We start from the raw sequence: 24,336 nt of genomic DNA, 5'->3' as shown, positions 1-24,336 counted from the left end.
GCCGTTTCTCAACCTTCTATCGAAGGTCGAATCTCATGCCGTCAGCTGCTCCCCCGGCGGGTTCGATGTCGGGGTCAAGCCTAACAACGACGGGGACCACCTGCACGACAAGCCATACCGCTTTCGACACTTTTCGCCAAAACCGCAGGTCGTGCTGCGTTTCGGCCGCACTCTCGACCTCTGGTGGAACGTGAGGCCCGGTGTCGCCCCTCAGCGCACCACGGGGCGGGTCGGGCTCGACACGTCGTAGGTCTCGACGCCGCTGCCGGCGCCGCGCGCCTCGACGAGCTCCCGGAGGACCTGCGACTTGAGCTCGCTGTCCTCGGCGGTGCCCCAGACGACCGTGCGGCCGTCGGTGAAGGCCAGCTCCACCGAGGACAGCGACTCGGCCGAGGCGGTGCGCAGCTGGGCGAGGACGGACTCCGGGAGGGCGGCCAGCACGTCCGCGATGGCCTCGAACCGTTCGCCCTCGAGCACGTCGCGCCCGCCCGTGACGACGGGGACGCCCGCCTCCTCCGCGGAGCCGGCGGTCATCAGCTCCACCCCTTCCGAGTCGACGACCACGAACTCCCCGTCGTCCTCGATCGCGGCCACGGGCACGCGCTCGCGCAGCGCGACCACGAGGTGGTGCGGGGGCTCGAGCAGGACCTCGATGGAGCGGACCTGCGGGATCCGCCCCACCCGCTCCCGCACCTCGTCCTTGGAGATCCGCGTCAGCGGGACGCCCCGGTAGGCGTCGAGCGCGGACTCGACGCGAGCCGGGTCCGTCAGCTCCGCGCCGCGCACCGTGATGTCCCGCACGGCCAGCGCCGGGGAGAGGAACAGGACGCCGGCGAGCACCGCGAGGGCGGCGAGCACCCCGAGGACCGCGCCGATCCGCCGGCGCCGGCGCCGCGCCCCCGGTGAGGCGGGAAAGGCCACCACCGTGGCTCCCACGGCTGTGGCCCCCACGGCCGTGGAACCGGCCCGCGGGGGCTCCTCCACCGGGGGGAGCCGGGAGGCGGTGAGCGTGCGGGTGGCGGCGCGCTCCTGCCGGTGCCGCCGCCAGGCGCTGAAGCGCCCGCCGGCGGCCGGGACCTCCTCGAGGTCGTCCTCGTCGGCCAGGGGCGTGACCTTGGTCCCGTCGTTCACGCGCACGCGCACGCGCCCGCCCTCCGGCGCGGCCGCGCCGGAGGCGGTGCTCCCTGACCGCGGCGGGCCCCCGGGGCCGGCCGGCGATCCGGGGTCGCGCTCGGGGGCGGCGCCCCGCTCGGGCGCGGGGCCCGCGGTGGTCTCCGGCACGGGCCCGCCGGCGGGCCCGGGAACGCCGGAGTCCCCGGCGGAGTCCCCGGCCGGGTCCCCGAAGCGGGGCTGGTGCGGGCGGCCGTGCCGGCTCATCAGCGGGCTCCGAGGCGGTCCACGAGCCGGGGCCCGAGGGCGGTGACGTCCCCGGCGCCCACCGTGAGCACCAGGTCCCCGGGGCGTGCGGCCGCCGCGGCCTCTGCGACCGCGTCGGCGCCGTCCGGCACGTAGCGGACGTGGGCGGGGGCGCGGTCGGTGACGATCCGGCTCGTGAGGCCGTCGACGGGCTGCTCCCGCGCGGCGAAGATGTCGATGACGAGGGCCTCGTCGGCCAGCGCCAGGGCGTCGGCGAACTCGGCCGCGAACTCGCGCGTGCGGGAGAACAGGTGCGGCTGGAAGATCGCGATCACCCGGTGCCCGGACGCGACCTCCCGCGCGGCCGTGAGCGCCGCGACCACCTCGGTCGGGTGGTGGGCGTAGTCGTCGAAGACCCGGACCCCGTCCACCTCGCCCCGCAGGTCGAAGCGCCGGGCGGAGCCGTGGAAGCCGGCCAGCCCGCGCACCGCATCCGCGGGCGGGACGCCGGCCTCGACGGCCACGCAGAAGGCGGCGGTCGCGTTGAGGACGTTGTGCCGGCCCGGCACCACGAGCTCGAGCCGCTCCTCCCGGCGGTCGGCGCCCTCGCCCAGGAGCAGGGTGCTGGTGGTGCGCAGCCCGTCGGCCTCCCCGGGGAGCACCCGGACGTCGGAGCCCGGGTCCGTGCCGTAGCTGACCACCCGTCCGCCGGCGGACCGGTGGCGCTCCGCGAGCGCCCGGGAGCCGGGGTCGTCCTGGCAGGCCACGAGCAGCCCGTCCGCGGGCAGGGTCGCGGCGAACTCGTCGAAGGCCCGGTAGAAGGCCTCGCGGGAGGCGTAGTAGTCGAGGTGGTCGGGCTCGATGTTCGTGACCACGGCGATCCGCGGACCGTACGCGAGGAAGGAGCCGTCCGACTCGTCGGCCTCGGCCACGAACCACGGACCCGTGCCGAGGGCCGCGTTGGAGCCGAGGTCGGCCACGTGCGCGCCGATGGCCCAGGAGGGCTCCAGCCCGGCAGTGTGCAGCGCGAGCGCGGCCATGGCGCTCGTGGTCGTCTTGCCGTGCGTGCCGGCCACCGCCACGACCGCGCGGCCGTGCATCGCGGCCGCGAGGGCCTCGGAGCGGTGCAGCACGCGCAGCCCCGCGGCCCGGGCGGCGGAGTACTCGGGGTCCTCGGGCGGGATCGCGGTGGACACGACCACGGTCTGCGCCCCGTCCACGTGCTCGGCGCGCTGGCCCACGTGCACGGTGGCGCCCAGGTCCTGGAGCTGGCGCAGCGCCGGGGAGTCCTGGCGGTCGGAGCCGCTGACCGGGACCCCGCGGGCGAGCATCAGCTTGGCGACGGCGGACATCCCCGCGCCGCCCATCCCGATGAAGTGGACCCGGCCCAGCAGCGCGGGGTCGGTCTCGTGCTCAGCGCTCAACGGGGACCTCCTCGAGGATCATCCGTGCCAGCACGGTGTCGGCGTCGCGCACGCCGTGGGCGCGGCTCGCGGCGGCCATCGCGGCGAGGCGGCCGGGGTCGGCCAGCAGGGGGTGCACGTTCCGGCGGTACCAGTCGGGGGTGAACGCGTCGTCGGCGACGAGCTGCGCCGCGCCGGCCGCCACCAGGGAGGCGGCGTTGAGCGCCTGTTCGCCGTTGCCGACGGGCAGCGGGACGAACACGGCGGGCAGGCCGACGGCGGCGACCTCCGAGACGGTCGCGGCGCCGGCGCGGGCCACGAGCAGGTCCGCGGCGGCGTAGACGCGCTCCATGCCGTCCACGTACTCGACCTGCACGTAGCCGGGGGCGCTCAGCGGCACGCCGTCGTCCCGGGTGAGCTGCTTGCCCCGGCCGGTGACGTGGAGGAGCTGGTAGCCGCGCGCGGCGACCTCCCCGACGACGCCGGCCACGGTGCGGTTCATGGCGAGGGCGCCCGAGGAGCCGCCGGTGACCACGACGGTGGGCAGGTCGGGGTCGAGCCCGAAGGACCGGCGGGCCTCGGCGCGCAGCGCCTCCCGGTCCAGGTGGGAGATCTCCCGGCGCATGGGCATGCCGACGGTGACGGCTCCGCGCAGCGGGGTGCCGGGGAACGCGGCGGCCACGGTCCTGGCCCAGCGCGCGCCGACCCGGTTGGCCAGACCGGGGCGGGCGTTGGCCTCGTGCACCACGATGGGCAGCCCGCGCCGGGCGGCGGCGAGGTAGACGGGGGTGCAGACGTAGCCCCCGACGCCCAGCACCACGTCCGGCCGGACGCGGTCGAGGATCTCCCCGGCCTGCCGCACGGCGCCGAGGAGCCGTCCGGGCAGCCGGACGAGGTCCACGGAGGGCCGGCGGGGCAGCGGGACCCGGTCGACGAGCTCGAGCTCGAGCCCGGCCTGCGGGACGAGCCGGGTCTCCATCCCGGACGCGGTGCCCACCGCCCTGAGGCGGGCCGCCGGGGCCTGCTCCCGCAGCGCGGCCGCCACGGCCAGGAGGGGGCTGACGTGCCCGGCGGTGCCCCCGCCGGCCAGCAGGACCGACGGCGCGGGGCCTCCGGTGGTGGGTTCGGACGGTGTCATGCGCGATCCTCGTTCGGGGTGCGGGGGCGGGGGGTGCGGGTGGGGACCTGGATCCGGCGCGGCAGCCGGGTGAAGGACATCACGACGCCGACGGCCGCGAGGCTCATCAGCAGCGACGACCCACCGTAGCTGATGAACGGGAGGGGGACGCCGATCACGGGCAGCACCCCCGTGACCATGCCGATGTTGATGAACGCCTGGCCGACCAGCCAGGTCACGATGCAGGCGGTGGCGATCCGGACGAAGCCGCTGCGGGCGCGCAGGATGACCCGGGCCATCGCCAGGGCCATGACCGCGAAGAGGGCGAGGATCAGCACCGTGCCCAGCAGGCCCAGCTCCTCGCCGATGATCGAGAAGATGTAGTCGTTGTGCGCCTCGGGGACGTAGTTGTACTTGAGCCGGGACTGGCCCAGCCCCACGCCCCACCAGCCGCCCGAGGCGAGGGCGTTGAGCCCCTGCTGGGACTGGTAGCAGGCGTCGGTGGCGCCGCACTCGCCGAACAACCAGCCGGTGATCCGGTCCACGCGGTGGGGCGCGGTGACCACGGCCAGCGTGCCGACCAGCGCGGCCCCGGCGGCCGCGATCGCGAACAGCCGCAGCGGCGCCCCGGCGAAGAACAGGGCGGCCCCGTAGATCAGCACGAAGACGAGGGCCGTGCCGACGTCGTCGCCCAGCACGATCATCGCGGCGGGGATCCCGATGCCCAGCCCGGACGGCCACAGGGCCTGGCGCCAGTCGCGCACGGCGTCGCCCTGCCGGGCCAGGACCATGGCCAGCCAGATCGCCACGGCGAGCTTGGCGGCCTCGGAGGGCTGGAAGGTCTGCCCGCCCACCACGATCCAGTTCCGGTTGCCGTTGATCTCCTGTCCGAGCGGGGTGAAGACGAGCATGAGCAGCAGCACGGCGAGGACCAGCAGTCCGGTGGCGCCCCGGCGGTACCAGGCGGTGGGCACGAAGGACAGCGCGAACATCAGGACCACGCCGATCCCCCCGAAGGTGGCCTGCTTGACGAAGTACGAGTACGCGGACTCCTGCGCCGAGATCGACTCGACCGCCGAGGCGGAGAGGACCATCATGATGCCGATGGCCGTGAGCAGCAGCACGGAGCCGGCCAGCGCGTAGTAGGAGTGGATGAGGGGGCCGTCCACGAGGGCACGCCAGAAGCGGCGCGCCCCGCCCAGGGAGCCGCGGGCCGTCTCCGCGAGCCCCGCCCGGTCCTGCAGCTGCGTCACGAGAGCCGTCCCACGAGGTCCGCGACCTCCCGGACGAACGCGTCACCGCGGTGGGCGTAGGAGCTGAACTGGTCCATCGAGGCGGACGCCGGGGCCATCAGCACCGTGTCGCCCTTCCTGGCGACCTCGTGGGCGAGCCGCACCGCCTCGCCCATCACGGCGTCGCCCGCCGCGGGGCCGGGACGTTCGGCGGTCCGCAGGACGGGGACCTCGGGGGCGTGCGCGGCGAGCGCGGCCAGCAGCGAGTCGTTGTCCGTGCCGATGAGCACCACGGTGCGCAGCCGGCCGGCGTGCCGGGCGACGAGCCGATCGTAGGAGACGCCCTTGGACAGGCCGCCGGCGATCCACACCACGGAGTCGAACGCGGCCAGGGCGGCGTCGGCCGCGTGCGGGTTGGTGGCCTTGGAGTCGTTGATCCACAGCACGCCGTGGGTCGTGGCGACGGCCTGGATGCGGTGGTCGCCGGGCTCCCAGGCGCGCAGCCCCTCCCGCACGGCCTCCGGCGGGGCGCCGGCCGCCCGGGCCAGCGCCGCGGCGGCCAGCGCGTTGGCCACGCCGTGGGGCGTGGGGAGGGGGCCGGTGTCGGTGATGGAGGCGAGCTCGAGGGCGGAGCCCCGGCGGTCGTCGAGGAAGGCGCGGTCCACGAGCAGGTCCTCCACGACGCCGAGCATGCTGACGTCCGGGGTCTCGAGGGTGAAGCCCACGGCGCGGCAGCCCTCCTCGACGTCGGCCTCCTCGACCATGCGCACGGTCTCGGCCTGCTGGGCGTTGTAGACGCACGCCACCCGGGTGTGCTCGTAGATGCGGGACTTGTCCGCCACGTAGTTCTCGTAGCCGCCGTGCCAGTCCACGTGGTCCTCGGCCACGTTGAGCACCACGGACGCCAGCGGCGACATCGAGGACGTCCAGTGCAGCTGGAAGCTGGAGAGCTCCACGGCGAGGACGTCGTGCTCGACCGGCTCGCGCAGCGCGTCCAGGATGGGGGTGCCCACGTTGCCGACGGCGGCCGCGGTGAGCCCGGCGGCCTGCAGCATCGACGCGGTCATCCCGACCGTGGTGGTCTTGCCGTTGGTCCCGGTGATGCACACCCACTCGGCGGTCCTGCGCCCGGCGCGCTCGCGCACCCGCCAGGCGAGCTCCACGTCGCCCCAGATCTGGACGCCCTCGGCGGCCGCGGCGACGAGCAGGGGGTGGTCGGGCCGCAGCCCCGGGGACGTGACGACCAGGTCGGGGCGCTCGCCCTCGACGTCGGGCACGGCCCCCTGGGCCGCCTCCCCCAGCAGGACGTCGGCGGCGCCCACGATCCGCAGGGTGTCGGCCTTCGCCCGGTTCTCCGGGGTGTCCGCCCCGTCGACGACGACGACGCGGGCGCCGAGCTCGATCAGGGTGTCCGCGGCGGCGAAGCCCGACAGGCCGATGCCGGCGACGACCACGCGCAGCCCGGCCCAGTCGGCGTCCCACGTGGTGAGCCCGGCCAGGCGCGGCCGGTCCAGGACGGGGTTGTCGTTGCTCGCGTGGATCATTGGATCATTCCTCCGTGGGAGAGCAGCCAGTCGCCGTAGAAGACGCCGAGCGCGGCCGCGACGAACAGCCCGGCGATGATCCAGAAGCGGACCACGATGGTCACCTCGTTCCAGCCCTTGAGCTCGAAGTGGTGCTGCAGCGGCGCCATCTTGAAGATGCGCTTGCCGCCGGAGAGCTTGAAGTAGCCGACCTGCAGGATGACGGAGACCGTGATGATCACGAACAGCCCGGCGATGAGCACCAGCAGCAGCTCGGTGCGGGTGAGCACCGCGAACGCGGCGAGCGCGCCGCCGAGGCCCAGCGATCCCGTGTCGCCCATGAAGATCTTCGCCGGGGAGGTGTTCCACCACAGGAAGCCCACCAGGGCCCCGACCAGCGCGGCGGCGGTGAGGGCGAGGTCGGCGGCGTCGCGGACCTCGTAGCAGACCCCCTCGGCCACGGCTCCGCACAGGTGGGTGTTCTGCCACATGGCGATCAGCAGGTAGCCGCTGAACACGAGGATGGACGCCCCGGTGGCGAGGCCGTCGAGGCCGTCGGTGAGGTTCACGGCGTTGGTCGTGGCGGTGGCGATCAGGTTCACCCAGATCACGAAGAGGACGGCCCCGACCGCGGTGCCGGCGAAGGCGAGGTCGAGAGCGGTGTCCCGGGTGATGGAGATCGCCGAGGACGCGGGGGTCGTGCCCTGCGGACCGGGCACGAGCAGCACGAGCAGGGCGAAGGCGGTGCCGATGAGGCCCTGCAGGACGATCTTGCCCACGGGGCTGAGCCCGAGGTTCTGCTTCTTGGCGATCTTCTTGTAGTCGTCGATGAACCCGACGAAGCCCATGCCGAGCATCAGCAGCAGCGCGGAGAGCCCGGAGAGGGTGACGCCCCCGTAGGAGGGCCACAGCACCCCGGAGATCAGGTGCGTGAGCGCGTAGGCGACCACCACGGAGCCGAGGATCGCCACGCCGCCCATGGTGGGCGTCCCGCGCTTGGTGTGGTGGCTGGTGGGCCCGTCGTCCCGGATGAACTGGCCGTAGCCGCGCCGGGCGAGGAACTTGATGAAGGCCGGGGTGCCGAAGAGGGACAGGACCAGGGCGAAGCAGGCCGCCATGAGGATCTGGATCATGCCGGCTCGTTCCCGTCCGCGGAGGGGCCCGGGGTGGTGGGCCTCCCGCTCGGGTCGAGGGAGGCGTTGACGAAGGGACCGGCCGAGCGCCAGTGGTCGCCGCGCGCCGGGGCGTCGTTGCCCGGGGCGGGCCCGCCGGCGCCGTCCCCGGCGTCGGCCGCGACCCGGTCCCCCAGCACCCGGAGACCGGCGGCGTTGGAGGACTTGAAGAGCACGATGTCACCGGGAGCGAGCTCCTGGCGCAGGATCTCCTCGGCGTCCTCCGCGGTCGCCGCCCAGGTGGCCTCGTTGCCCCACGAGCCCTCGAGCTGGGCGGCGTCGTAGACCGGGCGGGCGAGGTCGCCCACGGCGATCAGCTTGGAGATGTTGAGCCGGACCACCATGCGGCCCAGGGCGTCGTGCTCCTCGATCGTGCTGTCGCCGAGCTCGAGCATGCCCCCGAGCACCGCCCAGGTGCGGCGGGGCGCGGACCCGGCGGAGCCGCGGCCCAGCTGGGCCAGGGTCTGCAGCGCGGCGCGCATCGACTGCGGGTTGGCGTTGTAGGCGTCGTTGACCACCGTGACGCCGTCGGCCCGCTCGGTGCGCTCCATCCGCCACCGGCTCGCGGCGCCCTGGGCGTTGAGCGAGGCCGCGATCCGCTCCGGGGCGACCCCGGCCACGAAGGCCGCGGAGGCGGCCGCGAGCAGGTTGGAGACGTGGTGCTCCCCGATGAGCCGGGAGACGATCCGGTGCGCGGAGCCGTCCGGGAGGTGCAGGAGGAACTCCGGGCTGCCGCCGGGCCCGAGGCGGATCTCGGAGGCGTGCACCCGGGCGGCCGGGACGTCGGGCAGCGCGTTCGCCGGGGACTCCCCGAAGAACAGCACGGGCGCGGCGGTGCGACGGTGCATCTGGCGGACCAGGGGGTCGTCGTCGTTGAGGACCGCCACGCCGTCGGCCCGCAGGGACTCGACGAGCTCGCCCTTGGCGCGGGCGATGTTGGCGACCCCGCCGAACTCGCCGGCGTGGGCGGAGCCCACGCACAGCACCACCCCGATGTCGGGGCGGACCATCCGGCACAGGTAGTCGATGTTGCCGATCCGGGTGGCGCCCATCTCGATGATGAGGAACCGGGTGTCCGGCTCGGCCTCGAAGACGGTCAGCGGCACGCCGACCTCCCCGTTGTACGAACCGCGGGGCGCGACCGTGGGACCCTCCGCGGCGAAGATGCCCCGCAGGAGGTCCTTGGTGGTCGTCTTGCCGACGGATCCGGTGACGGCGATGACCTTCACCTCGTGGTCGGCGCGCAGCTGGGCCACGACCCAGGCGGCCAGCCGGCCCATCGCCTCCACCACGTCGGGGACCAGCACGCCCGGGTAGGTGACCCCCGCGGCGTCGGAGACCTCGTGCTCGACGAGGGCGAGGACGGCGCCGGCGGCGAAGGCCGCGCCCACGTACTCGTGGCCGTCGGTGACCTCCCCCGGTTTGGCGACGAACAGCGTGCCGGGACGCGCCTCGCGGGAGTCGGTCGCGACGTGGCGGACGACGGGCGCCGCGGCGGCGGCGCCGACGGCGCGCCCGCCGGTGATCTGCGCGAGCTGTGCGGCGGTGAGGTCGATCATCGGTTCTCCCAACGGTCCTGCTGCCCGTCGGCCAGCGCGGCCCGCAGCTCTTCCCTGTCGTCCAGCGGGTGGTCCACGCCCCGGATCTCCTGGACCGTCTCGTGCCCGCGGCCGGCCACGAGCACGGAGTCGGTGCGCCCCGCCATGGCCACCGCGGCGCGGATGGCCACGGTGCGGGGCTCGAGCACGAGCACCTCCTGGGCCCGGGCGCCGGCGTCGCGGGCCGCGAACGCCCCGGCCGCGACCTCGGCGCGGATCGCGCCGGCGTCCTCGTCGTGCGGGTCGTCGTCCGTGATGATCACCACGTCCGCGTGGCGGGCGGCGATCTCCCCCATGACCGGGCGCTTGGAGCGGTCCCGCTCCCCCGTGGCGCCGAAGACCACGATCACGCGGCCCTCCTCGTCCGGCGGTTCGACGGCGGCGAGCGCGCGGCGCAGGGCGTCCGGGTTGTGCGCGAAGTCGACGACGGCGGTGGGCTGCGTGCCGATGAGCTGCATCCGCCCGGGCACATCCGTGGTGAGGGGGTCCGCCTCGTCGAGGACGCGCTGCACGTCGGCGACGTCGACCCCGGAGGCCACGACCATGACCACGGCGAGCGCGGCGTTGGCCACGTTGAAGTCGCCCGGCAGGCCCGTGGACACGCGCAGCGTGCGGCCGTCCCGGTGCCGCAGCGCGAAGGAGTGCCCGATCCCGCGGCGGGTCAGGCTGGTCAGCGTCCAGTCCGCGCCGTGCCGGCCCGGTCCGGCGTCCCGGTCCCCCGGCACGCCGCCGCGCAGGGCGATCGTGTCGACGAGGTCCGGGCCGAGCCGCTCCCGCGCGTGCTCGGCCATCTTCAGGCCCCAGACGTCGTCCTCGTCCTGGACCACGACGACGGCCCGGCGGGTCCGCTCCGGGGTGAGCAGCTGGGCCTTGACCGCGAAGTACTCGTCCATCGACCCGTGCAGGTCGAGGTGGTCCTGGGTCAGGTTGGTGAACCCGGCGACGTCGAAGCGGACGCCGTCCACCCGGTGGAACTGCAGGGCGTGGGAGGAGACCTCCATGGACGCCGCCGTGATGCCGCGCTCGCGCATGAGCGCCAGCAGCGCGTGCACGTGCGGGGCCTCCGGGGTGGTGAGCCGGGAGGGGATCGACTCGTCGCCGGCGAGGATCTCGATGGTCCCGATCAGGCCCGTGCGCCGGCCCAGGGCGCGGAGCACCGAGTTGGTGAAGTAGGTCGTGGTCGTCTTGCCGTTCGTGCCGGTCACCGCGATCAGGGCCGGGGCGGTCCCGTCCTCCGGCCGGGAGCCGTAGACGCGTGCGGCGATCGCCCCCACGGACCGGCGGGGGTCCGGGGCCTCGACCACGGGCAGCCCGATGCCGGCGTCCCGGAGGATCGCGGCGCCCTCGGCGTCGGTGAGCACCGCGGCGGCGCCGGAGCGCTGGGCGGCCGCGCCGAAGCGGGCGCCGTGGGTGCGGGCGCCGGGCAGCGCCGCATAGAGGTCCCCGGGGCGCAGCTCCCGGGAGTCCAGGGCGATGCCGGTGACCTCCACCGCGCGGGACGGCGCCGTCCCGCCCGCGAGCCGGGCGGTCTCCGCGAGGCTCAGCGGCCGGGGGCGGGCGGGGCGCATCGTCTGCGCGTCGTGTCCCTGCTGGGCTGTCGCGTCCATCAACGTCCTTCGTGGTCTGGGCGGCGGGTGGGTGGTCCGCCGGGAGCGGGGGGCGGGCCCGGGGGGTGGCCGGGCACGGCGATATGGAAGTCTAGTCGCCCTCGTCGGCCCGCCGGGACGCCTCCGGGGCGGTCCCGCCGGTCCCGGCGGCCCCGGTCCCGGCCGCGGCGTCGGCCCCTGAACCGGCCTCGGTGCCGGCGGCGGGCCCCTCCTCGGCGTCGGCCGGGGCGTCCGCCCCGGTGCTGCCGTCCTCGGGTGCCTCGACGCCCGGCGGGGTGTCCACCGGCGCCGTCTGCTCGCTCTCGTCCTCCTCCGGATCGTCCGTGCGCAGCGGGATCCGCACGGGCTCGGTGGTGGAGGGCGGGACGTCGTAGTGGCGCAGCACCTGGCCCATGATCTTGCTGAAGGTGGGGGTGGTGCCGATCGCGCGGACGTCACCCTGGGGGCGCTGGAGCGTGACCGCCACGAGGTACTGGGGGTCCTCGACGGGGGCGACGCCCACGAAGGAGGTGGTGTACCCGTCGTAGCCGCCCTCCGGGCTGGGGGCCTCGGCGGTGCCGGTCTTGCCGCCCACCCGGTAGCCCTCCACGGCGGCCTCCTTGGCGCCGCCCTGGGTGACGGTGACCTCCATCATGTCGAGCACCTGCTCGGCCGTCTCCTCGGAGACGACCCGCTCGCCCTCGGGCCGCTCGACCGGGGTGCTGGTGCCGTCGGGGGCGACGACGGACTCGACGACCCGGGGCTCCACCTGGACCCCGCCGTTGCCGATGGCCTGGAAGATCGTCGCCGTGCGCAGCGGGGTCTGGGCGACGCCCTGGCCGAAGAGCACGGTGTACTGCTGGCGCACGTCCCACTGGTCCGCGCTCGTGAGGATGCCGGGCGACTCACCGGGCAGCTCGATGCCCGTGGTCTCGCCGACGCCGAAGCGCTGCATCCACTCGTGGCGCTGCTCCGGGGCGAGCTTGCCGCCGACCAGGACGGTGCCGGTGTTCATCGAGTCGGCGATGATCCCGGTGAACGTGCGCCGCTGCTCGCCGTGGTCGAAGGCGTCGGTGATCTTCTGCCCGTCGATCTCCAGGAACGGGGGCACGGTGATCTCCGTGCGGGGCGTGGCCACGCCCTCCTCCACGGCGGCCGCCGCGGTGAGGATCTTCTGGGTGGAGCCGGGTTCCACGGCCTGGGTGACGGCCCGCGCCCCCAGGTCCTCCGCCTCGGCGGAGCCGATGTCGTTGGGGTCCACGGTCGAGGAGTCGGCCAGCGCGAGCACCGCACCGTCCTCGATCCGCATGACCACGGCCGTGCCCCACTCGGCGTCCAGCTCCTCGGCGCGCTCGGTGACGGCCTGCTGGGCGAAGAACTGGACGTCGCTGTCGATCGACAGCTGCACCGAGGAGCCGTCCTCCACCGGGCTCTCCTCCTGGGGCGCCACCGGGATCCGCACGCCGTCGGCGCTGATCTCGAAGGTCCGGCTCCCGTCGGTGCCGCGCAGCAGCTCGTCCTGGGTCTGCTCGATCCCGCCGAGCGCCTCGTCGTCCCCGCCCATGAAGCCGACCACGCTGCCGCCCACCGGGCCGTTGGGGTAGATGCGGTCGGAGGACGGCTGCCCGTACACGTAGGGCAGGCCGAGCTCGCGCACGGTGTTCCACTGCTCGGGCGTGACCCCGCGGGCCACGTACTCGAACTGCTTGTCGCCGTCGAGGGCGTCCTTGACCTCGGTGTCCTCGAGCTCGAGGGCGTCGGCGAGCTGGTACACCGCCTGCGTGGGGGTCACGGTCTCGGTGGTGCCGTCGGCCAGGGGACGCTCGAACTCGCGCACCAGGGACTGGTCGACCGTGACGTCGTAGCGCTGGAGCGTGCGGGCCAGGACGTTGCCGTGGGTGTCGCGGATCTCACCGCGCAGCGCGGGCACCACCTCCGTTCGGGACCGCTCGCCGGCGGCGGCCTCGGCCCGGCCGGCGACGTCGAAGCCCTGCACCCACACGAGCCGGATCCCGAGGACCACGAGCAGGCCGAGCACGAGGACCACTCCGATGTGGCTGCGTCCGATGCCGCGGGCGCGGGGGGCGTCGGACGTCGAGCGTGCGCGTGCCACGTGTCTGCCTCGTTCCTGGTTGCGACTGGGAGATGTCCGGGGGGCTGCTGCCGGCGGGGGCGGGGGCCGGTGGCCCGGTCACTCCCCGGGCGTGCGCTGCGGCGGGGCCGCGAGGGAGCCGCCCTCCGCGTCCGCGGCGCCGGCCGGCGCGGCGTCCTCGCGGGCGCTGCGCTCGGCGTCCTCCCGCTCCTGCGCCGCCTTCTCCCGCTCGCGGTCCTCGGCGCGCTGGGCGGCACGGTCCGCGGCCTCGGAGCCGGTCTGGTGGGCGTGGTCGACCAGGATCTCGTGGTTCTCCTGGGGCTGCGCGGGCATGGGGTCGCCCTCGACGGTCCCGTTCGTGACGTCGACCGTGCCCGAGTCCTGCGCGGGGACCATGCCGAGGTCCGTCGCCATCACCGCAAGGTTCTGCGGGGCGTTGTAGAACTCGAGGTCCTGGGTGAGCGCCTCGTTCTGCTGGCTGAGGGCCTGCTCCTGGGCGCGCAGCTCCACGAGCCGGTACTGGCCCCCGGAGATCTGGATGTTCAGCACCAGGATCGAGGCCAGCGCCACCACGAGCGCCACCAGGCTGAGCACCACGGTGGAGAACCGCTGCCGGCGTGCCCGGCCCGGGACCACGGACAGCGGGGCCCGGGTCGACCCGGCCCGCTCCTCGGCGGGCGGCGCCGGGTCGCTCAGCTGGCGGGCGGAGGTGCCCTCCACCGGCGGACGCTGCCCGCGCCGCCCGGCCCAGGCGCCGATGCCCGTGCGCTGGGAGGTCGGGCGGACGGGGCGTCGCTGGAGTCCGGTTCCGCTCATGCCGTGTACCTCTGCGCGTTCTGTGCTGTGGGGGGGACGTGCTCTCGGATGCGCTCCACCGCGCGCAGGCGCGCGGAGGCGGCACGGGGGTTCTCGTCGATCTCCCGGGGGGTGGGGGTCTCCGTCCCGCGGGTCAGGACCCGCAGGGTGGGCTTGTGCTGGTCGAGCTCCACGGGGAAGCCCTTCGGCGCCGTCGAGGCGGCTCCGCGGGCGAAGGCCTGCTTGACGATCCGGTCCTCGAGGGAGTGGTAGCTCATGGCCACCACGCGCCCGCCCACGGGCACTGCGTCCAGTGCGGCGGGGATCGCCCGGCGCAGCACGTCGAGCTCCTCGTTGACCTCGATCCGCAGCGCCTGGAAGGTCTGCTTCGCGGGGTGGCCCTTGCGGTGCTGGGCACCCTGCGGCACGGCCCCGCGGACGACCTCGACGAGCTCGCCCGTGGTCCGCAGCGGGGTCCTGGCCCGCTGCGCCACGATCGCGCGGGCGATCCGACCGGCGAAGCGCTCCTCGCCCCAGTCCCGCAGGATCCGGCGCAGGTCCTCTTCGCTGTAGTCGTTGACCACGTCCTGGGCCGTGACGGGCGCGGTGGAGTCCATGCGCATGTCCAGGGGCGCGTCGTAGGAGTAGGCGAAGCCGCGCTCGCGCTCGTCGAGCTGCAACGAGGAGACCCCGAGGTCGAAGAGCACCGCGTCCGCGTGGTCGAACCCGTGCCGGCCGAGGGCCTCCGGGATCCGGTCGTAGGTCGTGTGCACGGGGTGGAACCGGTCGCCGAACGGGGCGAGCCGCGCGCCGGCCAGTGCGTGGGCCTGCGGGTCCCGGTCGATCGCCACCAGCTGCAGGCCGGGGAAGCGCCGCAGCAGCGCCTCGGAGTGACCGCCCATGCCCATCGTCGCGTCCACCGCCACGGCGCCGTCCTCGCCGAGCGCGGGAGCCATCAGGTCCAGGCACCGTTCGAGCAGCACGGGAACGTGGAGCTGCTCGGCTGGGCGTTGCGCCATGGGCCCTCTCTTCGGCGGTCGACGGTGGATCGGTCTTCGGTGGCCGGCGCCGGGTCGACGCCGTGGTGCGGCGGCGGGCCTTCCAGGATCAGAACCCCATCCGCTGGCCGTCCCTCGAATCCGGCCTGGCTCAGGGGAAGGTGAGTCAGGACGGTGACGGCTGTGCGGCTGGAGATCTCATCCGGGAAGCGGCTCCGCGTGCTCCGCGGTGGTCTCGGCGGCCCTGCGCTCAGAAGAGCCCGGGCACCACTTCCTCCTCGGTCTCGGAGAAGACGGCCTCCTTCTCGTTCAGGTAGTCGTTCCACGCCTGGGCGTCCCAGATCTCCGCCCGGGTGCCCGCGCCGATGACGGCGAGCTCCCGGCCCAGCCCGGCGTAGTCCCGCAACGGCGGCGGTATGGTGACTCGGCCCTGCTTGTCCGGGACCTCGTCCGAGGCGCCCGAGAGAAAGACCCGGATGTAGTCCCTGGCCTGCTTCGAGGACAGCGGTGCCGCCCTCAGCTGCTCGTGGACCCGCTCGAACTCGCGGACGCTGAACACGTAGAGGCACCGTTCCTGACCGCGGGTCAGCACGAGTCCCTCCGCCAGTTCCTCCCGGTACTTCGCCGGCAGGATCAGGCGGCCCTTCTCGTCGAGACGGGGTGAGTACGTTCCGAGAAACATGCTCACCGCCTCTCCAGCCCGAGAGTTCTCTCAGATCCATCTCTTCGCCCCACTTTACTCCACTTCACTCCCCGGTCAACGAACGCAGGGGCCGGGCGCCGCGGCGTGGCGCGGCGCCCGGGCGCCGCGACGGGCGTCGCCCCAGGTGGGCACGATGGCGCCGCGGCGGAGGGCGGCGGGGAGGAGCGTGGAGGACACCCCGGGCCCGCGGTGCGGGGCGCCGGCACCGGGCGTCGGGGAGCGCGGTGGAGGACGCCGCGGCCCGCGGCACCGGGCGCCGGCGGAGGGGTGCGGGGAGGAGAGTGGAGGACGCCGCGGTGCGGGCTGCGGGGAGGACGGTGGAGGAACGCTCCCCGGACGTTCCCGGGGTGCGGCCGGGGTGCGGCCGCGGCACCTCCAGGGCATGAAAAAGCTCCCCGGCGGTGCACCGGGGAGCTGATCGGACCCTGCAGACCGCCGTGCGGCAGCAGGGTGGGGGGAGGTGGAGGGGCCGGTCGGGTCGGTCCGAGCGGGCGGCGCCCTGCGGTCGGCTCCGGGTCCGGGCGGGGCCGGTCAGGTGGACGGGCCCCCGGAGTTGCGCTGGTCCCAGCGCTCCTCGAGGTTCTGCAGGAAGGGCGACGAGCGGCGGGGCGGGCCGCCCTTGCCGGGCTCCCCGCCGGGGCGCGGCTTGCCGGAGCGCAGCGTGGCGACGTAGACACCCGCGCCCATCACGACGAAGCCCAGGACCCCGACCAGGATGGAGTCGATGACGACCCCGCCCAGGAGGACGAGCAGGCCGACGACGGCGATCACGATCCCGAGGACGATGTTGCGGGTGGAAGCACCCCTGACGGCGCGGGACCCCATGTTCGTCACGAACCTCGGGTCGTCCGCGTGGAGCTGCTTCTCGAGCTGCGCCAGGAGCTGTTGCTCGTGCTCGGACAGTGGCACGGTATGCCTCCTCATCCTTCGGGTGCGGATTCCCCGGCTGTTCCGGCGCCGCCTGCTACCAGGATAGACCGTCGGGTGCTGATTTGGCACCGCGCACACGGCTGTCAACAGCCTCCGAGTTGCCCTCCGGACTCCGGGGTGCGGGAGGCAGGAGACGGGCGGGGCCGAGGCGCTCGGCGCCGAAGCGGGCGTGCACCCGGTCCATGGCCTGCTCGGCGGCCCCCCACTCCTCCTCGCGGCCGTCCAGGCTCAGCTGCAGGGCGTCCGTGGCGGGCTCCAGCCGCTCGGCGCGGATGCCGATGAGCCGGACCGGCTGGGGCCGGTCCCCGAGCTCCTCGAGCAGGCCCACGCCGTGCTCGAGGAGGTCGTGGGCGGACGTGAAGGGATGCTGCAGGGTCCGCGACCGGGTGATGGTCGTGAAGTCCGCCCAGCGCACCTTGAGCCCCACCCGGCGGGCGCGCAGACCCTGCCGGCGCAGCCGCGAGGCGGTCCGGTGGCTGAGCCGCAGGAGGGTCTCGTGCAGCACGCGGTCGTCCGCGACGTCCCGGGGGAAGGTCTCCTCCGCGCCCACGCTCTTCTCCTCGCGGACCGGTTCGACGGGGCGGGGGTCCCGTCCGTTGGCGAGCTCGTGCAAGTGGTGGCCGGCCGCCCGTCCGACCAGGCGGGTCAGCATCGGCACGGGGGCGGCCGCGAGGTCCCCCACGCTCCTGAGCCCCGCGCCGGTGAGCGTCTCGGCCGTGCGCCCGCCGACGCCCCACAGCGCCGAGACCGGCAGCTCCGCCAGGAACGCGACGGTGTCCTCGGGCTGGACGAGCAGCAGGCCGTCCGGCTTGGAGCGGGTGGAGGCGATCTTCGCGACGGTCTTGTTGGCGCCGATCCCCACGGAGGCGGTCAGTCCCAGCTCGTCCCGCACACGGGCCCGCAGGCCGCGGGCGATGCCCACGGGCGGGCCGAGCCGCCGGACCGCTCCGGCGACGTCGAGGAAGGCCTCGTCCACGCTGATCTGCTCGACACGGTCGGTGATGTCCCAGAACATGGCCATGACCCGGCGGGAGTAGGCGTCGTAGGCGTCCCGGTGGGGCTCGAGCAGGACGGCCCGGGGGCACATCGCCCGGGCCCTTGCCAGGGGCATGCCGGAGCGGACGCCGAACGCCCGGGCCTCGTAGGACGCGGAGAGGACGACGGAGCGTCCGCCCGACCCGGCCACGATGACGGGCCTGCCGCGCAGCCCAGGGGCCGCGAGCAGCTCCACGCCGACGTAGAACATGTCCATGTCGACGTGGAGCACGGCGCACTGCCGCCAGCGCTCCAGCCGGTCCCTCGGCGTCTCGGTCACCGCGTCCTCCTCCCGGGTCCGGCACAGCTTAGCCCTCGGCGCGGACATCCCGGCCGCGGTGCGGGCCCCGGCCCGGGCGGAGCGCCCCGGTCCGCTCACCGGGCCTTCGATAGGCTGGGGCGGACATCGCGGACGACCGGCAGAGGGCGTCCGCCGCCGCCCCAAGTCCGAGGTCGATCCGCCCATGACGTGCCCGCCCCTCCCGCACCACCCCGACGCCCCCGCCGGCACCGCGCCGCAGGCCCGGCCCGAGGACGCCTTCCGCGCCGAGGACGAGCGGTTCGTGGCGCGGCTGCACGCGGAGCTGGAGGAGTTCTTCGGCCGGCAGCGAGCGGTCCTGGGCGGCATCTCGGCGGACGCCCTCCCGCTGCTGGACGCCGTCGTCGCGCTCTCCGCCGGCGGCAAGCGGCTGCGGGCGCGGCTGTGCTACTGGGGCTGGCGGGCGGCGGGCGGCGACCCGGAGGACCCGGCCGTGGTCCGGGCCGGGGCGGCGCTCGAGCTCTTCCAGTCCGCCGCGCTCATCCACGACGACGTCATCGACCGCTCCGACACCCGCCGCGGCGCCCCCAGCGTGCACCGCCGCTTCGAGTCCGTGCACGCGGACCGGGGCTGGGCCCTGGACGGTCCGGCCTTCGGCGTGGCCGCCGCGATCCTCTCGGGCGACCTGTGCCTGTCCTGGAGCGAGCAGTCGTTCGCCGCGGCCACCACCACGGCGCCCGGCGGCCACCGCGCACGGGCGGTCTTCGACCTCATGCGCTCCGAGGTGATGGCCGGGCAGTACCTCGACGTGCAGGGCGAGGTCGCCGGCGGGGGCCAGGACCGCGACGGCGCGGTGCAGCGGGCCCTGGACGTCATCCGGTACAAGTCGGCGAAGTACTCGGTGGAGCACCCCGTGGTGCTCGGCGCCGCCCTGGCCGGGGCGCCGGAGCCGGTCCTGGAGCGCTGCTCCGCGTTCGCGCTGCCCCTGGGCGAGGCGTTCCAGCTGCGCGACGACGTCCTGGGCGTGTTCGGCGATCCCGCGGCCACGGGCAAGCCCGCCGGCGACGACCTGCGCGAGGGCAAGCGGACGGTGCTCGTCGGCTACGTCCGCACGCTCGGCAGCGAGGCGCAGATCGCGCGGCTCGAGGACGCCCTGGGCCGACCGGAGCTGACGGAGGAGGACGTCGAGGAGCTCCGCTCGCTCATCACGGCGTGCGGCGCCCTGGGCTCCACGGAGGAGCTCATCGAACGGCTCAGCGGGGAGGCGTTCACCGCGCTGGACCGGCTCGGGGCCGACGCCGTGCCGATGGCCGCGCTGCGCGGCCTCGCGACGGCTGCGGTCCGCCGCTCGTCCTGAGTCCGGCGCGCCGGGCCGGTCCCGCGGTCGGGGCCGGTCCGGCGCGCCGGTCAGGAGCGGGTCACCAGGCCAGGGCCTGCGCCCGGCGGCGGATCTCCGTCTTGCGCCCGTCCCGCAGCGCGTCGACGGGACGGCCCGGCAGGGACTCGTCCTCGGTGAACAGCCACGTGATCGCCTCGACGTCGGTGAAGCCGGAGTCCCGCAGGACCGCCACCGTGCCCTTCAGCGAGTCGACCACGGCGCCGTCCAGCAGGAAGGCGGCCGGCACCCGGCGGATGCTGTCGTGCGGGTTGCGGACGGCGAGGAGCGTCCCGTCGTCGACGAGGCCGTGGACGCGGGTGACCACGAGGCCGAGCTGCTCGGCGACGTCGGGCAGGGGCAACCACTCCTGGACGAGACCGTCCAGGCGGTCGAACTCCTCGGTGCTGATTCCGGATGTGTTCTTCACGCCCCCAGAGTGCCACGTCCGCCGGTGCCCGTGCCACGCGGGCCCGCCACGGTATGCTCGACCCGCGGAGCCGGCTGAGACCTCCGCACCTTCCCCGATCAGCGTCAGAGAGTTACTTCATGCCGTATCCCCCCGACAGCGACACGACCGACCCGAACGACGCACCGCGCTCCACCACCGCCGAGACCACTGCCGAGACCTCCGCCGAGGCCTCCGGGCGGCAGGACGACCGCTCCCCCGGCTGGGCGCGCCGCGCCCGGACGGGGTCGGCGGTCACCGCCGTCGCCGCCCTCGCCGCCCTGGGCGGGGGCACCGTGGCCCACGCCGCCCCCGCCCAGACGGCCCAGGTGGCCTCGGCGCCCCTGCTCGCCGGCCAGAAGACGACGAAGGCCCCCGTGCACACCGTGTCCCCCGGGGACTCCCTGTGGGCGGTCGCCCAGCGCCACGGCGTGGCCGTGGACGAGCTCATGCGGTGGAACGACCTCTCCGGCGCGGCGCTGCTGCTGCCCGGGCAGGAGCTGCGCCTCTCCGGCGGGGCGGCCCCGGCGGCCGAGCCTTCGAAGAAGCCGGCCCCGCCCGCGGCGGAGCCGCCCCGGACGGAGCACGTGGTGCGCTCGGGCGACTCGCTGTGGAGCATCTCGCAGGCGCGCGGGGTGTCGGTCCAGTCGCTCCTCGACGGCAACGACCTCACGGTGAACTCGCTGCTGCGCCCGGGCCAGCGGCTGTCGGTCTCGGAGCCGGCCCCCGAGACCGTGCGGACCGCCCAGGCCCCTGCCCCCGAGCGGGCCGAGCAGCCCCGGCCGGCGCCCGCGCGCGCCGTCGGCGACACCTTCCTGGGCCGCACGTACGAGGACGGGGTGGTGGACTCCGCCAACCGCCACCACGAGCAGCTCGCCGCCCGCCCCGCGCCCTCGCGCGAGGAGATGCGCCGGCTCGTCCACGACACCGCCGTGCGGATGGGCGTGGACCCGGCGCTCGCCCTGGCGCACGCCCACCAGGAGTCGGGCTTCGACCACCGGGCCGTGTCCCCCGCGGACGCCGTGGGCACCATGCAGGTCATCCCGGACGCCGGGGACTGGGCCTCGGGACTCGTGGGCCGGGAGCTCGACCTGCTCGACCCGCAGGACAACGTCACCGCCGGCGTGGCCATCATCCGGCAGCTGGGCCGCGCCGCGCCCAGCACCGACGTGGCCATCGCCGCGTACTACCAGGGCCTGCACGGGGTGAAGAAGTACGGGATGTACGACGACACCAAGCAGTACGTCAAGAGCGTCAAGACGCACCGCAAGCGGTTCGGACCGTGACCTGCGACCCAGCCTGCGCACAGCGCCCCGCCCTAGGCTGATCCCGTGCAGCACGCGCTCCCCGACCACCTGACCGGGACCGTCCTCGAGGGCCGCTACGAGCTGGGTCCGCGGATCGCCCGCGGTGGCACCGCCACCGTGTACCGGGCGGTGGACACCCGCCTGCAGCGCGTCGTGACGGTCAAGCTCATGCACGCCCACCTGGCCGAGGACCCGGCCGCGGCGGACCGGTTCGTGCGGGAGGCCCGGTCGGCGGCGCGGCTGTCCCATCCCCACGTGGTCTCCGTGCTCGACCAGGGCCACGCCCCGGACGGGGTGCCGTACCTGGTCATGGAGCACGTGGCGGGCTCGACGCTGCGGGACCTCCTGCGCCGGCGCGGCGCCCTGCCCCCGGGCGAGGCGCTCGGGCTGCTGGAACCGGTCCTCGACGGGCTGGCGGCGGCCCACCGCGAGGGCCTGGTGCACCGCGACGTGAAGCCGGAGAACGTGCTGATCTCCGCCGCCGGCCGGGTGACCGTCGCGGACTTCGGTCTCACCCGCGCCGTCGACCAGCACACGGCGACCGGAACGGTGCTGGGCACGGTCGGCTACGCCTCGCCGGAGCTCGTCACGGGGCAGCGGGTCGACACCCGCGCGGACGTGTACTCGGCCGGGATCCTGCTCTTCGAGCTCCTGGCCGGCCGCCGTCCCTTCGAGGGCGGTCCGCTGGCCGTGGCCCGCGCCCACGCGGACGGCGCCGTCCCGGACCTCCGCACCCTCGATCCCGGTCTCCCGGCCGGTGTGGCGCGGCTGGTCGCCCGGGCCACGGCACGGGAGCCGGAGCGGCGTCCGCCCGACGCCGGCAGCTTCCTCGACGAGCTCCGGTCGGTCCGGGCGGGTCTGCGGCCCGCGGAGCTCGACCGCCCCCCGGGACCCGGCGCCGCCCGCGGCACCCCGGCCGTGCCGGCTCCGGACGGCGCGGCCACGGCGGCCCTGGACCCCGCGGTCGGACCCACCGCGGCCCTCGGGGCGGGCGCCCCCACGGAAGCCCTCGGCCGGGGCGCTCCCACGGAGGCTCTCGGGACGAGCGGCACCACGGAGACCATCGGCCGGCACGCCCCCACCGAGGCCCTCGGCCGGGACGCTCCCACGGAGGCGTTCGGCCCGGCGGCCGGCCGGACCGGGGTGCCGGGTCCGCACGCCGCGACCCTGGGAGCGGCTGGAGCCGGGGCCCCGGCGGTCTCCGGCCGGCCGCTGCCGGCGCGGACCTCGAGCGGCTCCTCCGACCCCTGGCGGCCCGAGGTCGAGCTGCGGCCCACCCGGCCCCTGCACGCGGCGGGGACGCTGGCCCTGGTCGCGCTCGCGGTGGCCGGGGCGGCGTTCCTGGGCTGGCTCCTGGGCTCCGGTCCGGGCGGGACCGTGAGCGTGCCGGACGTGCGGGGAGCGGGTCCGGAGCTCGCCGAGCAGTACCTGGCCGGGGCCGGTCTGGGCAACGTCGCCGTGCACGAGACCGCGGACCCGGTGGCCCCCGCCGGCACCGTGCTCGGCACCGACCCGGAGGCCGGGGCCACGGTCCGCTCCGCGGAGCAGGTCGTCCTGCTGGTCTCGACCGGTCCCGTGCGGACCACCGCGCCCGACGTCACCGGGATGTCCGAGGAGGACGCCCGGGCGCGCCTCGAGGACGCCGGGCTGGCGGCCGGCACCCGGGGCCCGGTCGCCGACGCCGCCGCCGCCGGGACGGTCGTGGGCCAGCACCCCGAGGCGGGCGAGGCGGTGGCCGAGGGGTCGGCGGTGGACCTCGCCGTCTCCCTCGGGGCCCGCGCCGACTCCGCGCCCGGGGTGCTTGGCAGGCCCGTGGACGAGGCGGTCCGGCTCCTCGCGGAGGCGGGGTTCGCGGCGCGGGTCGAGGAGAGCCTCGGCGCCCCCTTCGGCTACGTGGTGGCCCAGACGACGGACGGGGCCGAGGTCGTCCTCACCGTCGTCTGAGCGGACGGCAGGAACGGCCCCGGCCCCGTCGGCCGGTCCCGCGCTCAGCGGCGGGAGAGGTAGCCCGCCACGAGGAACGCGATCTCCAGGGACTGCATGTGGTTCAGGCGCGGGTCGCACAGCGACTCGTAGCGGTCCTGGAAGGAGGACTCGTCGACGGGGTCGGCGCCGCCGAGGCACTCCGCGACGTCGTCGCCCGTCATCTCCACGTGGATGCCGCCGGGGAAGGAGCCGATCGCCTCGTGCACCTCGAAGAAGCCGCGGACCTCGTCCACGACGTCGTCGAAGTTTCGGGTCTTGTACCCGGACGGCAGGGACACGGTGTTGCCGTGCATGGGGTCGGTGACCCACACGACCTTGGCGCCGGAGCGCTCCACGGCCTCGACGAGCGGGGGCAGCTTCTCCCGGATGTTCTTCGCGCCCATGCGGGTGATGAAGGTGAGCCGTCCGGGCTCGCGCTCCGGGTCGAGCTTGTCGATGAGCGCCAGCGCGTCGTCCCCGGTGGTCTTGGGGCCGAGCTTCACGCCGATCGGGTTGCGCAGCCGGGAGAGCAGGTCCACGTGGGCGCCGTCGAGCTCCCGGGTGCGCTCGCCGATCCACAGGAAGTGCCCGGACGTGCCGTACGGGAGGTGGGTGCGGGAGTCGATGCGGCTCAGCGCGCGCTCGTAGTCCAGCAGCAGGGCCTCGTGGCCGGCGTAGAACTCCGTGGTGCGCAGGGCGTCGAAGTCCGCGCCGCACGCGTCCATGAACTTCACGGCCCGGTCGATCTCGCGGGCGAGCGACTCGTACCGGGCGTGGGCCGGGTTCGTGGTGAAACCCATGTTCCAGGCGTGCACGAGGCGCAGGTCCGCGAACCCGCCCGTGGTGAAGGCCCGGATGAGGTTCAGGGTCGAGGCCGAGGTGTGGTAGCCGCGCACCATCCGCCGCGGGTCGTGGACCCGGGACTCCTCGGTGAAGTCGAAGCCGTTGACCATCTCGCCGCGGAACGTCGGCAGCGTCGTGCCGTCGCGGGTCTCGTCGTTGGACGAGCGGGGCTTCGAGAACTGCCCGGCCATCCGGCCCATCTTCACCACGGGCATGGACGCGCCGTAGGTGAGCACCACGGCCATCTGCAGCAGCGTCTTGACCCGGGCGCTGATCCGGTCGGCGGTGGCGCCCTCGAAGGTCTCGGCGCAGTCCCCGCCCTGCAGGAAGAACGCCCGGCCGTTGGCGACCTCGGCCAGACGGTCGCGCAGCTTGTCCACCTCCCCCGCGAAGACGAGGGGCGGGACCGCGTTGAGCTCGGCGATCGAGGCGGCGAAGTCGGGGTGGTCGCGCCAGGTCGGCTGCTGGTCGGCGGCCAGCTCGCGCCAGTCGTCCAGCCCCGGGTAGTCGGCCGCGGAGGGCACCGGGGAGGCGAGGTTGCGGAGGCTGTCGGGAACGGTGAAGTCGAGCATCATGTCTTCCTATGTCTCGTCCGGGGC

19 protein-coding genes are annotated in these 24,336 nt (G+C 75.0%); 3 read left to right on the top strand and 16 right to left on the bottom strand.

The genetic code is table 11. From position 1 onward, the window contains the following. Positions 1-210: 210 nt before the first annotated feature. From E7Z53_RS09480 to dinB, 14 genes are all read right to left on the bottom strand, one after another. Positions 211-1,377, bottom strand: a complete 1,167-nt coding sequence (locus E7Z53_RS09480; protein ID WP_095651550.1) for a cell division protein FtsQ/DivIB — start codon at positions 1,375-1,377, stop codon at positions 211-213. Beyond that, positions 1,377-2,780, bottom strand: coding sequence for a UDP-N-acetylmuramate--L-alanine ligase (murC, locus tag E7Z53_RS09475; protein ID WP_017833685.1), 1,404 nt, complete (start codon positions 2,778-2,780; stop codon positions 1,377-1,379). The genes E7Z53_RS09480 and murC overlap by 1 nt, the downstream gene beginning before the upstream one ends. Beyond that, positions 2,770-3,897, bottom strand: coding sequence for an undecaprenyldiphospho-muramoylpentapeptide beta-N-acetylglucosaminyltransferase (gene murG / locus E7Z53_RS09470; protein WP_176337662.1), 1,128 nt, complete (start codon positions 3,895-3,897; stop codon positions 2,770-2,772). The genes murC and murG overlap by 11 nt, the downstream gene beginning before the upstream one ends. Next, on the bottom strand, positions 3,894-5,129 hold the full coding sequence (gene ftsW / locus E7Z53_RS09465; protein ID WP_017833687.1) for a putative lipid II flippase FtsW: 1,236 nt from the start codon (positions 5,127-5,129) through the stop codon (positions 3,894-3,896). Before ftsW ends, murG begins: the two co-directional genes overlap by 4 nt. Next, on the bottom strand, positions 5,126-6,652 hold the full coding sequence (murD, locus tag E7Z53_RS09460) for a UDP-N-acetylmuramoyl-L-alanine--D-glutamate ligase (protein WP_052132735.1): 1,527 nt from the start codon (positions 6,650-6,652) through the stop codon (positions 5,126-5,128). The genes ftsW and murD overlap by 4 nt, the downstream gene beginning before the upstream one ends. Next, positions 6,649-7,764, bottom strand: coding sequence for a phospho-N-acetylmuramoyl-pentapeptide-transferase (mraY, locus tag E7Z53_RS09455; protein ID WP_017833689.1), 1,116 nt, complete (start codon positions 7,762-7,764; stop codon positions 6,649-6,651). Before mraY ends, murD begins: the two co-directional genes overlap by 4 nt. Continuing rightward, entirely contained in the window at positions 7,761-9,362 is a 1,602-nt protein-coding gene (locus E7Z53_RS09450) for a UDP-N-acetylmuramoyl-tripeptide--D-alanyl-D-alanine ligase (protein WP_035924055.1), read from the bottom strand. The genes mraY and E7Z53_RS09450 overlap by 4 nt, the downstream gene beginning before the upstream one ends. Further along, on the bottom strand, positions 9,359-11,008 hold the full coding sequence (locus E7Z53_RS09445; RefSeq protein WP_176337661.1) for a UDP-N-acetylmuramoyl-L-alanyl-D-glutamate--2,6-diaminopimelate ligase: 1,650 nt from the start codon (positions 11,006-11,008) through the stop codon (positions 9,359-9,361). Before E7Z53_RS09445 ends, E7Z53_RS09450 begins: the two co-directional genes overlap by 4 nt. A 91-nt stretch (positions 11,009-11,099) precedes the next feature. Further along, on the bottom strand, positions 11,100-13,100 hold the full coding sequence (locus E7Z53_RS09440; RefSeq protein ID WP_109243789.1) for a peptidoglycan D,D-transpeptidase FtsI family protein: 2,001 nt from the start codon (positions 13,098-13,100) through the stop codon (positions 11,100-11,102). A 78-nt stretch (positions 13,101-13,178) separates the two neighbouring features. Beyond that, positions 13,179-13,895 carry a hypothetical protein gene (locus E7Z53_RS09435; protein ID WP_241482804.1) on the bottom strand — a complete coding sequence of 239 codons (717 nt, stop codon included), beginning with the start codon at positions 13,893-13,895 and terminating at the stop codon, positions 13,179-13,181. Further along, positions 13,892-14,893 (bottom strand): 16S rRNA (cytosine(1402)-N(4))-methyltransferase RsmH, encoded by a 1,002-nt coding sequence (gene rsmH / locus E7Z53_RS09430; RefSeq protein WP_035924058.1) that lies wholly within the window; start codon positions 14,891-14,893, stop codon positions 13,892-13,894. The genes E7Z53_RS09435 and rsmH overlap by 4 nt, the downstream gene beginning before the upstream one ends. 229 nt (positions 14,894-15,122) lie before the next feature. Continuing rightward, on the bottom strand, positions 15,123-15,554 hold the full coding sequence (gene mraZ / locus E7Z53_RS09425; RefSeq protein ID WP_031283112.1) for a division/cell wall cluster transcriptional repressor MraZ: 432 nt from the start codon (positions 15,552-15,554) through the stop codon (positions 15,123-15,125). 552 nt (positions 15,555-16,106) lie between these two features. Then, positions 16,107-16,484: a DUF3040 domain-containing protein gene (locus E7Z53_RS09420; RefSeq protein WP_017833696.1), complete on the bottom strand. Its 378-nt coding sequence runs from the start codon at positions 16,482-16,484 to the stop codon at positions 16,107-16,109. 55 nt (positions 16,485-16,539) lie between these two features. Continuing rightward, on the bottom strand, positions 16,540-17,820 hold the full coding sequence (gene dinB, locus E7Z53_RS09415) for a DNA polymerase IV (protein WP_017833697.1): 1,281 nt from the start codon (positions 17,818-17,820) through the stop codon (positions 16,540-16,542). A 184-nt stretch (positions 17,821-18,004) separates the two neighbouring features. Between dinB and E7Z53_RS09410 the strand changes: the two genes are divergently transcribed. Then, entirely contained in the window at positions 18,005-19,156 is a 1,152-nt protein-coding gene (locus tag E7Z53_RS09410) for a polyprenyl synthetase family protein (protein WP_109243788.1), read from the top strand. 61 nt (positions 19,157-19,217) lie between these two features. Here E7Z53_RS09410 and E7Z53_RS09405 read toward each other — a convergent pair whose 3' ends face one another. Beyond that, complete coding sequence (locus E7Z53_RS09405) at positions 19,218-19,604, bottom strand: Rv2175c family DNA-binding protein (protein ID WP_017833699.1); 387 nt, start codon at positions 19,602-19,604, stop codon at positions 19,218-19,220. A 119-nt stretch (positions 19,605-19,723) separates the two neighbouring features. Between E7Z53_RS09405 and E7Z53_RS09400 the strand changes: the two genes are divergently transcribed. Next, positions 19,724-20,908 (top strand): lytic transglycosylase domain-containing protein, encoded by a 1,185-nt coding sequence (locus tag E7Z53_RS09400; RefSeq protein ID WP_109243787.1) that lies wholly within the window; start codon positions 19,724-19,726, stop codon positions 20,906-20,908. Between the two features lie 45 nt (positions 20,909-20,953). After that, complete coding sequence (locus tag E7Z53_RS09395) at positions 20,954-22,873, top strand: protein kinase domain-containing protein (protein ID WP_176337660.1); 1,920 nt, start codon at positions 20,954-20,956, stop codon at positions 22,871-22,873. 44 nt (positions 22,874-22,917) lie between these two features. Here the strand turns inward: E7Z53_RS09395 and E7Z53_RS09390 are convergent, their stop codons facing one another. After that, positions 22,918-24,312, bottom strand: a complete 1,395-nt coding sequence (locus tag E7Z53_RS09390) for a class II 3-deoxy-7-phosphoheptulonate synthase (protein ID WP_017833702.1) — start codon at positions 24,310-24,312, stop codon at positions 22,918-22,920. Positions 24,313-24,336 lie beyond the last annotated feature (24 nt).

Origin of the sequence: Kocuria salina (assembly GCF_013368965.1) — a bacterium.
GTDB classification, from domain to species: Bacteria; Actinomycetota; Actinomycetes; order Actinomycetales; family Micrococcaceae; genus Kocuria; species Kocuria rosea.
This window is presented reverse-complemented; position numbering and strand designations above follow the sequence as displayed.